The following is a 17,084-nucleotide window of genomic DNA, read 5'->3' as shown; positions in this document are numbered from 1 at the left end:
AATTGGTTCAAATTCGTGAAATCAGTGTTATTATAATCTATTCTGTAATTGCTTTTTTATCTAAAGAAGCTCCTTTTTTTATTTTCGTTGTTACGTTGTTTAAAACATTATTTTTTAAGAAAATGTTTTTAGTGTCTTTTCCATCCGCTTCGATAAAAATATCCGTTGGGTTGAATGGAAAATTATTGTTGATTAACGCATTCGAAACATTCTCTAATTTGATAACTGGAACTCCTTTTATCGCTGTTGAAGATCCGACGTTGTCTAAAATAATATTTTTTGAATCTGAAATTTTGAAAGAAGAACCTACTGTTGCATTTACTTTTACATCGTGAAATTCAACATCTGTGGCCGTACTTACTGTAAAACCTTCTTTTCCATCCATATTAATGTTCGAGAAAGTGATGTTTTGAATAGGCATTTCGGTAATTCCCAAAATCTGTCCAGCTTTGTTTACGTTTGAAGCTGTAATGTTACTCATGTGAATGTTTCTGAAAATCGGAGTTTTCTCCGTTACTGGTTCAACTTGCGTTCCCTTATCGTAAAAAAGGCTCAAAACGATTGCTTCTTCTTTGATATTTTTCATGACGATATTATCGACACGAATATCTTCTACAACTCCGCCTCTTCCACGAGCCGATTTGATACGGATTCCGCGATCTGTTCCGTCGAAAACACAGTTGGATATTGTGATTTTTTTGATTCCGCCTGACATTTCACTTCCAATTACAACACCGCCGTGACCGCTTAACATCGTGCAATTTGTGATTGTTACGTTTTCTGTTGCTTTTCCGTATTTACGTCCGTCTCCGTCTCTACCTGATTTGATCGTGATACAATCGTCTCCAACGCTGATATGGCAGTTTGAAATATGTACATTGGTACACGAAGAAGGATTGATTCCGTCTGTATTTGGCGAATGCGGATTAAAAATCGAAATTCCCGTAACGGTTACATTATCACAGAATTCTGGATTGATGGTCCAAAAAGGTGAATTTTGAAAGGTTACGCCTTCTATTAAAATGTTTTTACAATTATAAGCCTGAAAAAAAGAAGGTCTAAAGAATTTCTTGTCAACTGTCCTCTTGTAATAGGGTTCTGTATAAAGGCCTTTGTTTTGCTCCTCCCACATGGTTTGGTATTTGGTAGGAGGAAGTGGTTCTTTAGCCGTTTCGATTCGGTACACTTCATTCCACCATGCTTTACCTTGTCCGTCGATTACGCCTCTTCCTGTAATGGTGATATTTTGAACATCTTTTGCGTAAAATAAAGGCTGGAAACTTTTCATTACGATTCCTTCGTAACGCATTTCTACATAAGGAAGGAAATCATCGAAGTTCTCTGAGAACTTTAAAAGTGCTCCAGAATCTAAATGAATCGTAATGTTGCTTCTTAATGTTAAGGCTCCTGTTAAATATTCTCCTGCTGGAAAAAAGATTGTTCCTCCGCCATTTTTAGATGCTTTTTCAATTGCATTCTGAATGGCTTGAGTACATTTTATTCCTTTGTTGTTTCCGCCTTCTTTTAAGATATTCAACCAGCCGTCGTTTGCGAAAGTGGTGTTTAATCCGGTGATGAAGCAGAGTATTATTAGTATATTTTTCATAGTTGTGTTTTTGGTTTCACGCTCCCGATAGCTATCGGGATGGCAGATCAACGCAGATTTATATTTTAAAATATCTGCAGAATCTGCTTAAATCATTTTAAATCTGCGTGAAATATTTTATTCTCATTTTTGTCACCCTGAGCGAAGTCGAAGAGCGCATGCAATATCAATTACAGTGTCCAATCTTTGCGGTCCTTCGACTTCGCTCAGGACGACATACTAGACTTTTTTTACTTTGACTTCAAAATCAAAACCCAATCATTGCCATCTTCTTTTTTACCTACTGGTTGAAAATTTTGAGTTCCTTTATTATCAAATGTTCCTATTTTAGTTTTCTTTCCATTTCTAGGATTGTACCAAGTTGCTTCGAATTTATCTCCAGCTATTTTTCCAAGTTTTACTTCTATTATTCTTCCATTGTAGGTGTATAATAAAGCATATCTTTCTCCTCTTATAGCCGGAATATAATCGTATTTCTCTCCTTGATTCACTACTAAAGAAACATCTGGAACTCCTTCTAAAAATGGTACTTCTTCCATTAATTTCTTAATGTAAACCATTTGCTTTGCTCCAGGTGCGTTGATCGCTGATGTCCATAATTCTTTGTTTCCGTACGCTGGTTTATCGCCTTTTCTAAACATTTGCATTACGGCGTTGTGTCCATATGTGTAACCTGCACCTCCTGATAAAACCGACCAGTATCCGTAACGACGAACATCGCTTGCGGTCCATTTTGGTTGTAAAGTATCGTGCAAACCGTGTGGAATTCCTTCGTAAGATGGTTCTCCGTCAAGTGCTGGTTTTGTTGGTTTTAATTCGAAATCTCTTACGACAAATTTGTAATTGTCTTCTTTGAAATTCGTTTTTGATGAATCCTGATCGTATCTTCTGTGTCCTGATTGGAACATATTGAAATCCAGCCATTTTTCATTGTGAAAATTCTCTGAAGAATCAGTTCTTCCAAACGGATGGAAAGTCACTAATTGGTTTGGATTATTTGTTTTTAAAGTATTTCCGATGGCATTCCAGATGTCCTGAAATTCGTTCCCGTGTGTATCTCCTCCGTTTAACCAAATTACGTTGGTTCTGTTTTTATATCGGTTAGCTAAAAACTTCGCATATTCAGTTGCCTGTTCCTTACTTACTTTATTTCCTTTTGAAACGTTGGTTCCCCAAACTGGAACCATTGCTAGATAAATTCCATTTTTCTGAGCTACATCTAAAGTGTAATCTACATGATCCCAGTAATCGTATTGCTTCGCATCTTCGAAATCATTTCCCGCTGTAAGCAAAGGTTTTGAAACGTCTTCGTTGATTAAAGCTGCGTCACCATAAACGTTAACGGCATTGATGTTATGCAAAACCATTACCTGAATGACATTAAATCCTTTTTCTTTTCTGTCTTTGAAATATTTCTCTACTCCCGCTCTATCTAGTTTTCCGAATGCCAGCCAGCCTGTGTCGCCCAGCCAGAAAAATGGTTTTTCGTTTTCGGTAACAAAATAATGCTGATTTTTAGATACTTTGATTTCAGGCAGAGATGCTTTTGTTTTGGCAGATTGCGAAAATCCGCTTTGTGCTGTAAACATAAAGCTTATACAAAGAGCGTATAAAGATTTAATTTTCAGATTCATTTTGGTTTGTTTTTGAATTTATGTTTTGTAGGTTTGTTTGCCACGTATTGCACGAATTTTCACTAATTTTTATTCTGCTTGTGTTTATTGTTTCACGCAGATTTCTCAGATTTTGGCAGATCTACGCAGATCAAAATTTAAAAATCTGTTGAATCTGCTTTTATCTTTTTTATCCCGATAAATATCGGGAGCGTGAAAAATTTACTCTCGCAGATCTTTCAGATTGAGCAGATTTAATTCAAAATTAAATTCGTGCTAATTCGTGGCAAACCCTTCTTTTATTTCTTCACTACAAAAAGCACTTTTTCTTTTATTTCAGCTTGTGGAATTGTCACTTGTTTTCCTCCGCTGATATTTGCTTTTTTCGTTATATTTCCTGTTATCCCATTGATTGCAAATACTTCAAATGTTCCTTTTTCGTTTGCTAAATCGATTGTGATATCCTGATCATTTTTCAAATAGAAAAGGTAACTTTTTCCTTTGTTTTCTAACTTCCAAAGATTGTCTGAAAACGTATTTCCGTCAACTAATTTCATTTCGCTTAAAGCGGCATAAAACTGTGGTAATTCGATTTTTGGAATGTTTGGCAATGAAGCTCCCGCCATTAAAGCAGGCCATCCAAATCTTGAAGAACCATCTGTTGAATATAAAATGACTTTTTCAGGATATTTTTCTCGGTATTCTCTAACTGCACGATACACTTGATTATCGGTTTCTTTTCCGGTTTTTAGCTTTCTAGCGTGCTGTCTTGGTGCTAAATTTACGCCTCCTTGTGGAGCGTAAGCTGAACCGTCTTCTTTGTAATACCAGTAACGAATGTCGATTACATCAACGGTTTTTACTCTTTTAGCATCATTTAAAATAGCATCCTGAACGTCTTTTGTAGCACTTAATCCAATTAAGCCTTTTTTTCCTGTTTCGTCTTTCCATTTTTGGGCTTGGTCTAACCAGAATTCCATAAAATGTAACGGACCAGTATATTCAGCACTTGTTAACTGAATTACATTGCTGTTTTCCTGAAAGTTCTCGAATGATTTTCTGATGAAACCTTCATGTAATTTTCTTCTTTGTGCATTGGTAATATCATAAAACTGCTCCGCCATAAAAATACGTTTGTCTCCTGCGTAAGGCGGCGGCTCTGGAAATCCTGTGCTGTTGATATTGTTTGCTGAACGCCAAGGCGAACTTGCCCAATGCGCTCCAGCTTCTAAAATATTGTGCTGAAAATATTGCTGATTGATTAACAATTGTCCGTTTGGCTCTGAAAGCGTTGCAAACTGAGCTAAACGACTCCAATACCAATCATTGAATTTTGTTAAATCGTATTTGCTTAAATGATCCCAAGCGAAATCTTTTCCGCTTCTAGCGAAAGGCTGTTCGTAAAATGGAGGCCAAACATCGTCATCAACTCGGCGTACACGTTCGTGATCATCCATTCTTCTGTCGTACCATAAACCGTAATTGTGTTCTAAGGCAACGATATTGTTTTTAGTTAAATAATCAACCGTTTCTTGCACTTTATCAGTCAATCCGTTTCCTGTTCTTCCAGGTACAAAACGCGTAATGTGTGGTGTTGATTTATTTACGAAATCATCCGTTAAATCGCCTCTCCACCAAGCTACGTTGGTTTGTTTTCCTGCAATTACTTTTCCTTCAAAAGTTAACCAACCGTTTTCTATCGTAACTTTAGAAGTTGATTTTTCAGTTTTATTTGAAGCAACTTTTAAATCGTTTGCATTTTTTAAACCTTTACTGTCTGTTTTAATCGGATTTGCTTTTGAAGCTTCTGCAATCAATTCTTGTAAACTTTTTGCCGTTGTTGCTGAATTTTTAGTCAATTCTGCAGCAACTTCTACACTCGGACTTGAAGAAGCTTCTGAACCTAAATCATAGATAAAAGGCTGAACTGGAAGTTTTCCTAATCTGGCTTCTAGTTGTGCGTAGAATAAACTTCTTGGACTGATATGTTCGTTTACGTTTTTCCAGTGTCCGTTTCCTCCAAATTGTCCCCAAACTCCAAAAGCCCAGTTCTTTGCTGTTGGCGGACTGTAACATTCTACTTTTGAAGCCGATGATTCCCAGATTACAGAATTAGCTGCTGTCCATCCTGCTCCTCTTCCGCCTTGTTCTCTATTGTTATAACTTAATGCTTTTCCATCGATATTGGCAATATCAAATAAAACTCCAGTTGCCCAGCTTCCAATTGCACCGCTGTTTTGGAATGGCAAATGTGATTCGCATTGTACGAACGCATTTGGACCCGTTGTTCCAAATCCGCCTACAGCGAAATCATGATATCCAAATTCGGAGTAACAACGTTGGAAAAGTGTTTGCTGACCTTCTGTATAAAAAGTATGTCTTCTGAATGAAGCAATTTCAGAAATTGGTTCTGTTGCAATACAATCTTCAACCGTAATTTGCTGACTTGTTTTTAAAACCGTAACGGCTCCGCCTGCAAAATGCTTGAAATTAACTTGTTTTACCCAAGCATTTCTGGTATTTTCGATGCTGATGGCCTGCCATCTATGCTCTTCGTCTTTTAAATTTGAAGAATTGTAAGTTGATTTTATTAAGATATTTTCAATTCCGTTATTTTCAATTCTTCCTTGCCAAGAGTAAACACTTACTTTTGAAGTTCCGAAAACATCATGCAAAGACATAGTGATTGGTGCATTTACAGTTACTTCGTTTCCGTTGATTTTGGTTACAACACGATTCCAAGTTGTCGTCCAATCGCCTTTTTTCCAGCCAATCCAAGAAGTTTCTCCGCCGAAATCCTGCATGTTTACTTCTTTAATAAAATTATCCGTTAAAGGTTTACTGATTTCAATTTCGTCTCCAACTTTTAATTTTGAAGTGTTTTTTAATTGGATTTTCTGAGTTCCAAGTGGTGTGTATGCGTTAGCGAATTCAAATGAATCTTTATACGCTTTATCGTTTAAACCTAAAATTCTAATTAAAGCTTCTCTTTCTAATCCGGTTCCTAAAAGTACAGTTCCATTTTCAGTATTTCCGCTTCCTCTTAAAACAACTCCTGATTTTCTAATGTATAATGTTCCGCTGATTTTGAAAGTTCCTTTGTCTAACAAAACTGCTCCACGAAATCCTGATTTGTCCGGTTTTAATGCACTTACATAATCAATCGCGTTTTGGATTTTCTGCGTTGCATCTTCTTCTTGCTGCGAAACAAAAATTTTGTTATCCAAATTCGGAATGGCAACTTCAGAGTTTCTATATCCTGCAAAAGAAAAATCAGGAATTTGATTTCCTTGATTGTCAGTTGTAAAAGAAAGTTTTCCTTCTTTGGTTTTGATGATATCTGGGAAATTGTTTTGGGCTGTGATGTTTATACTGAAAAGCATCGCCAAACCAGACAAAACTATTTTATCTTTTTGAAGGGAGATTGTATTTTTAAATTGGATAAAATTCACCTTATTATTTATTTAGACTTTAAAATTAAACCATATAAGTAATATAAGCTCATATAATTTTTAGGTTTGTCTTTTTCCACAATTTTGTCATTTCGAGGAACGAGAAATCTCACGCGGGATTTACGCACTGTTGTGGAGTTTCTAGTGTGATTCCTCCTTCGTCGGAATGACAAACTTTGGGTGTACGCTCTTTATGTTGAATTACTGTAATAAAGACTTTAACTTAGCCAAAGTATCCGTATTATTTTCAATTTTTGTCCAATCTGTTTTACTGTTTGGATCGATTCCGTTAAAATATTTCTCGATGTTGGTATATCCGTCTCCGTTTGCATCTTTATTGGCATCTGCAGCATCATTTGGATTTAAACCAAATTTCTTTTCCCAAGCATCTGGAATTCCATCATTATCTGAATCTTTGTATGCTTTCCCTTTGTAAGTCGGATATCCGCCAACTTGATCAGGATGTGTTATAATTCCTTTTTTATATGAATCTGCTGGCAATCTTCTTTTGATGAATTCTTTTCCGATATTATTTTCTAAGCCGTCTTTTACTTCGATTTTTCCAGTTTTAACTTGTTTGATAATTCTTTCATCGACAGCATCTCTTTTTGGGATTGTGGCTCCGACATTCGTTAAAACAAAATCATAAGCTTCTTCTGCCGACATGATATTGAATTTTGGCATTGAAAAAGGTTTTGGCTGTTTAATAGCTGCTAAAAATGCTGCCGTTTCTGCTTCTGGAAGGTTTTCCAATTGTACTCCACCATTCCAGTTGTCTGCTGTAACTTCAGGAGAACCTACGATAAAGTTTCCTGAAACATACGCTCTTCCATATTGTTTCGGTTCAATATAACCTGATTCTGGTTTCACAATTCTATGTGAAATAGGTTCGTTTTGTGGCGTTATAGGACCTGGTTTGAAATAGTTATTGATGATGTTTAACATCGAACGATAATCACCGCCGTCAAGCGTACGATTCCACCAATTGAATACTACGTTATTCACAAAATTAAAGTCACCATACATTCCGATAGAAGCATTTCTAGAAATGTTATCCGCCCATAAGTTGCGCATAAAAGTACTATTTAATCCGCCGATTGTACTTCCGAAAGCATGGTTATAGGTATCTAAACCTTCTGATGAAATCGTGTTTTGAATGGTGATATTACAGGCTGGTAATTTTTCCAGTTTAGATTTTGCATTAGCTGCAAATTGATGTCTGTATAGAGAAATATTTTCGTCTAATCCCCAACTTACAGAGCAGTGATCTACAATAATATTTCCCATTGGATTTCCGCCCAAAGCATCGTCTCTTCTTGTTACCTCAGTTGCACCACGTCTAAAACGCATGTGTCTGATAATAACGTCATGTGTGTCGATTTCTAAAGTTTCTCCTGCAATACAAATTCCGTCACCCGGAGCCGTTTGCCCAGCAATGGTGACGTAAGGAGCACGCATGCTGATTCTTTTTTTCAATTGAATAATTCCCGAAACGTTGAAAACAATTGTTCTTGCCCCAACCGCTTCGCAGGCTTCACGAAAAGTTCCTTTTCCGCTGTCTTCTAAACTCGTAACCACAAATATTTTTCCGCCACGACCACCTTGTGTGTATGCTCCACCGCCTTCAGCACCTGGGAAAGCAGGAATATCTGCCAAAACAAAATCTTTTGGATATGAAGCCCAAGGTAAATAGGGTTTTCCTTGTTTTGCTTCTTCTTTGATAATATGAAGATTAGCATTCCATATTTCACTTAGTCTTTTTTCTTCGTCAGCTAAAATAGCATCCGCTTTTTCCTGAACAGGCTTTGGAATTACAGGATATTGCGCATATGCCGAGGATACAAGTGAACAAAATGACAACGCCATAAATGTTCTCTTTAAAGTATGTTTTGGGAAAATATTTTGCATTTTTTAGTTCTTAGTGATTAGTTACTAGTCCTTAGTTTTTAGTGATTAGCTCTTAGTAATTAGTGATTAGTTTAAAAAACATCCACTAATGAATTTTAAAAAAACTAATTACTAATTACTAGACACTAAGGACTAATTCTTAGCTTTTTCTCTTTGCTCAACACGTTCGTGCCAATCTTTACTTTCTTTGTTTAGATCATAACCTTGTTTTGATAAATAGTTATTAATTCTTCCTTTGTATTTACCAAACCAGCCGTGTTTTTCTTTAGATGAACCTGCGTCCATTGCATGTTCTCTCGCTTCAACTAAAGCTTTGTAGATGTAGTCTTTTTGTTCTGCTGTTAAATTTGGAAGCATGTCGTTGTAACCTGCAACTGTGATAGGAAGCACTCCATAAGTCATTCCATCTTTAACTTCAGTGATTTTGTCTTCTGATAATTCTTTACCTAATTTTTTGAGGTAAGATTTATGCAGCTTTGCTATTGATTCGTCTGCTTTTGATTTCAGTTTATCAATTTTCTCGTTTTGTTTTTCTTTTGCTAAAGAAGCATCTTCTTTTACTTTTTTGATTTCAGCGTCTCTTCCGTCCTGAATTTCAGATAAATCCCTGAATTGCTGCGCTATAATATTCGAAACTGCTTTTTCTTTTGCTTCGTTTTTCAAATCTAATTTAGTAACGATTTTTGCAGCTCTTTCGTTAGTAACTTTAACATATTCAGGATCTAAATGCTGTTGAGCATTTAAAGTTGAAAATGCGAAAACCAGCGATAATAAACCAGCATTTAATTTATTTAGTGCCATGATTTTTATTTTTTGATTTGATTTTTAAACCATACTTGATTTAAAAAAGTCAAATAGATTTTTATTTACTTTTTAATCTTGAAAAGTCGCTAAGACGCAAAGTTTTTTATGCTTACTTTAATAATCTTTGCGTCTTAACAACTTTGCGAGCAATTTTATGGTTTCAAAAATTGTTCCTATTTTAAATCTAATAAAGGTCTAACTAAAGTTTCTTTATTATTAGCTAAATCTTTCCAGTCTACTTTTATCGCAGGATTTACACCGTTAATGTAATCTTCAATATTAGTGTATCCGTCTCCATTTAAATCTCCTTGCGCATCAGATGGATCATTCGGGTTTAAACCGTATTTTTTCTCCCATGCATCTGGCAAACCGTCTTTGTCAGTATCTACATAAGGTTTTCCTTTGTATTCTGGATATCCTCCAACTTGAGAAATATCTGTAATGATTCCTTTTTTATAAGAATCCATCGGTAAACGTCTGTGTTCAAATTGATAAAATTCTTTTTTCTCTAATCCTTTTGCATATTCTGGAACTCCAGTTTTTACAGTTCTAACGATTCTTTCATCTACTTTATCTCTTATTGGTAAAGTTGCTCCAACATTTTTAAGAACAAATTCATATGCTTCGTCTGCTTTCATGAATGGACGGAACCATGGCATTGGAAAAGGTTTGTCCGTTTTCATTTTAGCAAAGTATTCTTTTGCTTCATCATATGTCATTAACTCACCTTTTTTATTTTCTAACTGAATACCTCCGTCCCAGTTGTCTTTAGTAACTTTTTCGTTTCCATTAACTATGTTTCCGTTTACATAAGCTCTTCCGAAAACCATATAAGGTAATTTACTTCTTCCAGATTCTGGTTTTAAAATTCTATAGCTGATTGGCTGTGTTAAATCGGTTACCGGACCTGGTTTGTAGAAGTTATTAATGATATTGTAATTAGCAGTATAATCTCCACCATCAGTAGATCTATTGTACCAGTTGAAAACTACGTTGTTTACAAAATTGAAAATTCCGTTCCATCCAATAGAAGGGTTTCTTCCTGCATTATTAGCCCACATATTTCTCATGAAAGAGCAGTTTTCTCCTCCTAAAGTACTTCCAAAAGCGTGATTGTAAGTATCAAGAGCCTCTCCAAATAAACTGTTTTGGATGGTAATATTTACAGTTCCGACTTTAATATCTGGATATCCTGCCCCTGGATTGTACATATGTCTATAGATTGACATGTTTTCATCTAATCCCCAAGTTGCAGAAACGTGATCAATCATGATATTTCCAACAGGATTACCTCCAATAGCGTCATCACGACGGCCTACGAAAGTTTCTCCACGACGGAAACGTACGTGTCTGATAATTACGTCATGCGTATCAATCCAAGTAGATTCTCCAGCAATACAAATACCATCACCAGGAGCTGTTTGTCCTGCAATTGTAATGTAAGGTGCACGAATAATCAACGGACTTTTTAATCTGATAATTCCAGCAACATTAAATACCACTATTCTCGCTCCTCCTTGTTCGCAAGCTTCACGTAAAGTTCCTGGTCCGCGATCTTCTAGACTCGTTACAGTGTAAACTTTTCCACCACGTCCTCCGAAAGTATACATTCCTCCTCCTTCAGCACCTGGAAAAGCTGGAATTTCAGCCTGAGGTAAATCGGTTGGTCTTGCTGCCCACGGAATATAAGGTTTTCCATGTTTTGCTTCTTCTTCAATAACTACTAAAGCTTTTGTCCAGGCTTCATCAGAAAGTCTTTGAGCTTCTTCTTTGATAGCTTTTTCCTGAGCTTGAACTTCTGGGCTAATCTTCGGATATTGAGCAAAACATTTTGCACTTCCTAAAAAAAGCAGAGATGATGCGATAAATAATGCGGAATTTTTCATGTTAATTTCTAGTTGTGGTAATTCTTTTTAAACAAATCACCTGTATCTTTTGAAGAATACAGGTGAAAAGCTTATTATATTATTTTTTAATCTTAAAATTTATTCTTGGTAATTAAACGTTCCTAGTCCACCAAAGTTATCATTCCATCCAATTGTTTGCAACAACCATGGATTTGAAGTTAAAGCTGTAGTGTTAAGACCATTAATATAATAGTTAGGATTGAACTTAATATTAACAGCAGCTCCGTTAAAATTATCCATAGGCGTAACTAAATTTGTACGAATAAAGTTTGTGTTGTAAAATGTAGCCAAAGTTGTTAACTGAGCGTTGAAATTTGCAGCATCTGGATCAGCAACTATACTTGCACGAGCAGCCGTTAAAGGATCTGTTGTTGCAGATGTCGTAGCAACTCTATATTGTAAAAAGTTACCAGTACGTTTTGTTCCGTTAATTGGCGTTAAACCTAATTTACTTACTGTACCACCTACAACTCCAGGTAACACCTCATTATCATATAGCATCCATCTTTGTACATCCCAGAAACGTTTTCCTTCATAAGCTAATTCTACTCTTCTTTCATATAAAACAGCTTCAATAGCTTGATATTTTGTTGTTAATGTACCAATTCCGTAGTTATTTGCAGCAGGAATACCAACACGATTTCTAATTCTTCCTAAATAAGTCAAAGTATTGTTAGTCTGTCCTAAAGCAGCATAACATTCTGCAATATTCAATAGTAACTCAGCATAACGATATTCAAAAATATCTGTTCCTGAATACTGGAAGTTAGTTTCTTTACTAGCATTGATATTAGTCATTTTTCTAACGAAAGCAGGACTTGAAATTGCAGTATTTCCATCTGAGAAACCTGCTTTATTTGCTCCATCTACCCAACGATAAGCCCAAAGAACACTGTTAGGAGTTTCTTTACTTCCCCATTTAGAACCAGAGAAAGCAAAAGTTCTGTAGAATCTAGGATCTCTGTTAAGGAAGAAAGTAAAATCGTTGTAACCATTTGCAGTAGTTGGTCTTCTACCATCTGCCATTGGGAACAAATCAATCATTTCTTTAGGAGCAGCTACTCCACCACCAGTTCCACCTAAACTTAATAAACGAATTCCTTTTTCCCAAGAATTGTTATTTGATTGAGTTGGACCAAATCCAAGAAGTTGTACAGTTATTGCTTCTGAACAAAATGCATTATCAATTAAAAACATTTGCTCCCATTGTTTTGCTGTGCTTCCATATAATCCGTAACCATCAGCAGACAATTGAGCTTCTGCTTCTAATCCCGCTTTCAAAGCAGCTTCCCAACGCTCGTTTGAACCATCCCAATTTTTATTGAACAATGGACTAGCAAATGTTAAAAGTACTCTAGATTTTTGTGCCATAGCAGCGCCTTTTGTAAAACGTCCGTAAGCTCCAGAAGCCCAGTTTCCTGGCAATAAACTTGCTGCCATGTCTAAATCTTTTACGATTTGAGCTACTACCTCAGAAGGTTTTGCTCTTGGAAGCTGAATTGAAGGATCATTAGCTGATGCATTTTGAACTGTAGTTACAATAGGAACTCCTCCATAAACACGCAGTAAATCAAAATACTGCACTGCACGCAAGTAATACATCTGGCCTTTTGCCTGATCACGAAATGTTTTATCAAGATTTGCACCTTTTACATCTACATCTTCTAAAAAGGCATTACACTCTCTAATTCTATTATAAGGATGGTTATTAATACTAGTTGCTAATTTTGCTCCATAGTAACCACTTGCATCAGCAGAGTTTATTAAGGTTTTATTAGGATTAATAAAATCTTGTGTACCACCTATCTCCTCAGTCAATCTAGTATTTGTATCTGTGTAAGAACCAATAACAGTAGATGTTGGTGACTTATAAGCACTATAAAAATCATAATATTGATTATCTACATATGCTTGCACACGCTCCTGAGTCTGGTAAAACGTGTCGTCGTAAAAACCATAACCTTTCTTATCTTTTAGAAAATCATCACTACAAGAAGCAGCACCTACAGCAAGTAATAGTGATAGTGTTATATATTTAAATGGTGTTTTCATAATTTCTTTTAAATTTTGATTAGAATGATACGTTAAAATTAAGCGACCAAGTTCTAAGTGTAGGATAATTTACTGAAGAATTATCGTACATGTTTCTATAATGATCAGGATAAGGATTGTATAAATCCCAAAGGTTGTTACCTGTTACACCTAATGTGATAGCAGAAATTTTTGTATCTGCAAAAACCTTTTTAGGGATATCATAATTAAGACTTAAGTTTCTCACAAAACAACGGAAAGTATTCAATTGCCAGAAATCTGATGGACTCGACATATATGCCCATTGTGCTACGTTTGGATATTTACCATTTGGATTATCATCACTGTACATATCTTTCCAGAAACTTTCACGAGACCACATATTGTGAGCAGATGACGTACCTTGATTTACTAAGTCTACAAAAGTTGCTCCTCCCCATGAAGTTGCGATTTGAGTTCTTAAAGAGACACCCTCATATTTAAAACTCAAGTTTGTTGTAAAACCGTAAGTTCTGTTACTATTAGCTAATTTCACATAATCATTATCTTTCATAATTTGTCCGTCTGCTGGTGCTAACGTTCCATCTGGATTAAGTTGTCCTGCAACATCCTGATACGCTAAAGATCCTTTTCTCATACCTGCTGCAGAATTGATATCTAAATATCTTGGCACACCTCCAACTGCTGTAGCACGCTCTGTTAAATATGCCCAGTAATTTGCAATATCCTCATCTGTACGTAAAATACCGTCTCCTGTAGATGTTCCTTTCCAAACTGCATATCCCCATACTGGATTAAAAGATGAATATCCTACTCTTGTAGTATTATTAGATGGAACTAAATTTCCTTGATCTGGATATTTTTTAACTTCATTGTTGTTATAACTAAAGTTGATTCCAACATTATAACTCATGTTGCTTTTTATTTTATCACTCCAAGTAATGCTAAATTCGTGACCCCAAGCATCAATTTGACCATAATTTTGTTCAGCGTAAGCTCCTCCTACTGAGATTGGCACCCCAACAGCACTACTCATATCTGTCAACATATCTTTATTTTTGTCGTAGTAGTAGTCATACGTTAAGCTTAATCTATTTTTCAATAAATTTATATCAACTCCGAAGTTATTTTTTATAGTAGTATCCCATGTTACACTTCTATTTGGATTCACTCTAGGTGTTAAACCATTTCCATTAAATCCACCACCACTAGTTGCTGTACCAGGACCAAACTGAAACCCTTTATCAACAATAAGATCGTAATATTGTTCCCATCTCCAAGGACTGATATTATCTTTACCAGTTTTACCAATAGAATAACGAAGTTTGAAGAAATCAACCCATGGCAAACCTTTTTCAAACCAGCTTTCTTTAGACATTACCCAACCTAACTGAACTGCTGGAAAAGTTCCCCAGTAATTTTCTGGAGCAAATTTTGTCGAAGCATCACTACGAAGAATAAATTGGAACAAATATTTTTGTTTATAACTATAATTAAAACGTCCAAAGTAAGATAATGTACCACCTTCTACTTTTGTAGCCTGGCTATTAGAAAGACTTAATGTACCAGCTGTACGATAATCACCTAAGTAATCTTTTCCAGTGTTCTCATAAGCTAAACGTGTAAAAGTATTATACGTTTCTGAAGCCTCTCCACCTACCATAGCTCCAATTTGGTGATCTCCAAAAGTTCTATCGTAGTTAATCAAGAAATCTCCTTGACTACTTTTACTATCTGTATTATTGTAATAAACTCTTGAGTTTCTAACGTTTGTTTCTATAACATAACTTCCTGTTGGATTAGTTGTACTATTAAAGATGCTAGGATTAGCAGAACTCGCTAAGTGTCTGTCCTGAAGTTGATAATCTCTAATTCTAGCCAAATCATATGGCAATTGAATTTGCTCATTATAAGCTGAACTTTGGTTTCTCGAAAAACTTACTTTGAAAGACAATCCTTTAACTGCAGCTATCTTATAATTTAATGACGCATTAACGTTGAATGTGTTATCATCTGTAGTTTGATGAGAACCATTATTTAAGTTTGCAAAATAGTTCCATCCAGCAATATTATTATTTGCATTTGCACTTCCAAAGTTTTTGTTTGAGTTAGGAAATGGAGACACATAGTATTGTTTTCCACCTAAAATTGTTTCCCAAGGCACATGTTGTGGCATGTGTAACAAGAATCCGTAATCTGCTTGTTCTCCACCTGCTGCAGAGGCATAACTACCATCACTAATGTTAGATGATGCTTTAGTAAATGATTTATCGATAAATCCAATATTTCCAGAAATAGATGCAGAAAAATCTAAATTCTTAGCGATTTTTGCATTAATACCTGTACGGAAATTCCATTTATCATATTTTTGATATCCTAAATTAGCATCCTGCGTAAGATATGTAGCACCTGCGAAATAAGTAATATCTTCAGTACCTCCACTCACGTTGAACGAGTGCTTTTGCTGAATAGCTGGTCTCCAAGCTTCATCTAACCAATTATAATTTAAACCTTTCATTTGCTCCAATTCAGCATCTGAATATATTGTAGCTGGATCAATTACAGCTGGAGCTGCAACTCTAGATTTGAAAAATCTATTACTGAAAACCCCAAATTCATAAGCATTCAATACTTTACTATGGCTAACCGCATCATTAATAGCAAATTGACTATTGTAAGAGAATTTTGCTTTACCTGCTTTACCTCGTTTAGTTTTTACTACAATTGCTCCTTGAGAAGCACGAGAACCATAAATTGCAGCAGAACCATCTTTTAATACAGTGATACTTTCGATCTCAGAAGGATCTAATCTATTAAACTGTTCTAATGTAGGTTTACCATTAGTAGGATCTACCTGAATCATATCATCAATGATAATTAAAGGAGTATTAAAACCACCATCTTTAGATAAACTAAATGACTGACGAATCGAAACGCTTCCTGCTTCACCTGGACGACCAGTTCCACTAGTAACGTTAACACCAGGAACTAATCCTTTTAATGCGTCAGATAAATTTGTTACCGGCAAATCCATTAAGTCATCTGCCTTGATAGTAGCAATTGCTCCTGTAAGTTCTTTTTTCTTTTGACTACCGTAACCAACTACAACGATGTTTTCTAATTGATTAAAATCGTCTTCCATTTTTGCATTAACGATTGTACGATTGTTAAGTGGTAATTCAATTTTTTTCATTCCGATGAAAGAAAAAACTAATGTTGCTCCACTCTTAACTTTAATTTGGTATTTACCATTGTAATCTGTTGTCACCGAATTCTTGCTAGATTTCTCTGTGACGTTAACCCCAGGAAGAAGTCCTCCTAAATTATCTGTAACAGTTCCTGTTACTGTAACTTGATTACTTTGAGCATAACTCAGCACACTCATCAATGTAAACAAAAGAAAACTACATCTTTTTATAAGTGCTTGTTTCATAAATGTTTTTTTGGTTAGGTTATTAATTGTTAGTTAGTCATGTTAAATATGTCTTAAGTCTAATAAAATTTTACTTAAAGAAATCTTAAAGCATTTATTAAATGTTTAAAACACATTTATTTTTAGTATTCCAAAAATATAACGATGATATATGAGAACCGTCCTGCTGTATCCTGTTTTAATAACATAATTTCAAAAAAAAAGACATAAAAAAAACAATATTGATAAAAAACGGATGAAAAAAATAAACGATACAAAATATTCAAGATAAATGATTGCTTATAATAAAATTTATAAACCCGTTTTAATCAAAAAACAATAATATTTTTA

General features: G+C 35.3%; 8 protein-coding genes. All 8 read right to left on the bottom strand.

The genetic code is table 11. The features are described from left to right. Window positions 1–37 precede the first annotated feature (37 nt). Window positions 38–1,606, bottom strand: coding sequence for a glycoside hydrolase family 28 protein (locus LL966_RS04460; RefSeq protein ID WP_229350595.1), 1,569 nt, complete (start codon window positions 1,604–1,606; stop codon window positions 38–40). Between the two features lie 230 nt (window positions 1,607–1,836). Next, the gene (locus tag LL966_RS04455; protein ID WP_229350593.1) at window positions 1,837–3,240 is read right to left on the bottom strand and encodes a glycoside hydrolase family 140 protein; all 1,404 of its coding nucleotides are present in this window, start codon (window positions 3,238–3,240) and stop codon (window positions 1,837–1,839) included. A gap of 278 nt (window positions 3,241–3,518) precedes the next feature. After that, entirely contained in the window at window positions 3,519–6,671 is a 3,153-nt protein-coding gene (locus LL966_RS04450) for a DUF6298 domain-containing protein (protein WP_229350591.1), read from the bottom strand. 201 nt (window positions 6,672–6,872) lie between these two features. Then, on the bottom strand, window positions 6,873–8,579 hold the full coding sequence (locus LL966_RS04445) for a polysaccharide lyase (RefSeq protein WP_229350589.1): 1,707 nt from the start codon (window positions 8,577–8,579) through the stop codon (window positions 6,873–6,875). Between the two features lie 132 nt (window positions 8,580–8,711). After that, window positions 8,712–9,380, bottom strand: coding sequence for a DUF3826 domain-containing protein (locus LL966_RS04440; RefSeq protein WP_229350587.1), 669 nt, complete (start codon window positions 9,378–9,380; stop codon window positions 8,712–8,714). A 176-nt stretch (window positions 9,381–9,556) separates the two neighbouring features. Beyond that, window positions 9,557–11,269: a polysaccharide lyase gene (locus LL966_RS04435; protein WP_229350586.1), complete on the bottom strand. Its 1,713-nt coding sequence runs from the start codon at window positions 11,267–11,269 to the stop codon at window positions 9,557–9,559. 99 nt (window positions 11,270–11,368) lie between these two features. Then, window positions 11,369–13,342 carry a RagB/SusD family nutrient uptake outer membrane protein gene (locus LL966_RS04430; protein WP_229350584.1) on the bottom strand — a complete coding sequence of 658 codons (1,974 nt, stop codon included), beginning with the start codon at window positions 13,340–13,342 and terminating at the stop codon, window positions 11,369–11,371. A gap of 19 nt (window positions 13,343–13,361) precedes the next feature. Beyond that, window positions 13,362–16,754 carry a SusC/RagA family TonB-linked outer membrane protein gene (locus tag LL966_RS04425; protein ID WP_229350582.1) on the bottom strand — a complete coding sequence of 1,131 codons (3,393 nt, stop codon included), beginning with the start codon at window positions 16,752–16,754 and terminating at the stop codon, window positions 13,362–13,364. Window positions 16,755–17,084: the final 330 nt, after the last annotated feature.

Origin of the sequence: Flavobacterium chungbukense, assembly GCF_020805785.1 — a bacterium.
In the GTDB taxonomy this organism is placed as follows: domain Bacteria; phylum Bacteroidota; class Bacteroidia; order Flavobacteriales; family Flavobacteriaceae; genus Flavobacterium; species Flavobacterium chungbukense.
Note: the sequence above shows the minus strand (reverse complement) of the source record. Positions and strands in the feature narration are given on the sequence as shown.

Coding starts and splice junctions, on each gene's coding strand:
- LL966_RS04460 (WP_229350595.1), bottom strand. CDS start 1,606: ATGAAAAATATACTAATAATACTCTGCTTCATCACCGGATTAAACACC.
- LL966_RS04455 (WP_229350593.1), bottom strand. CDS start 3,240: ATGAATCTGAAAATTAAATCTTTATACGCTCTTTGTATAAGCTTTATG.
- LL966_RS04445 (WP_229350589.1), bottom strand. CDS start 8,579: ATGCAAAATATTTTCCCAAAACATACTTTAAAGAGAACATTTATGGCG.
- LL966_RS04440 (WP_229350587.1), bottom strand. CDS start 9,380: ATGGCACTAAATAAATTAAATGCTGGTTTATTATCGCTGGTTTTCGCA.
- LL966_RS04435 (WP_229350586.1), bottom strand. CDS start 11,269: ATGAAAAATTCCGCATTATTTATCGCATCATCTCTGCTTTTTTTAGGA.
- LL966_RS04430 (WP_229350584.1), bottom strand. CDS start 13,342: ATGAAAACACCATTTAAATATATAACACTATCACTATTACTTGCTGTA.
- LL966_RS04425 (WP_229350582.1), bottom strand. CDS start 16,754: ATGAAACAAGCACTTATAAAAAGATGTAGTTTTCTTTTGTTTACATTG.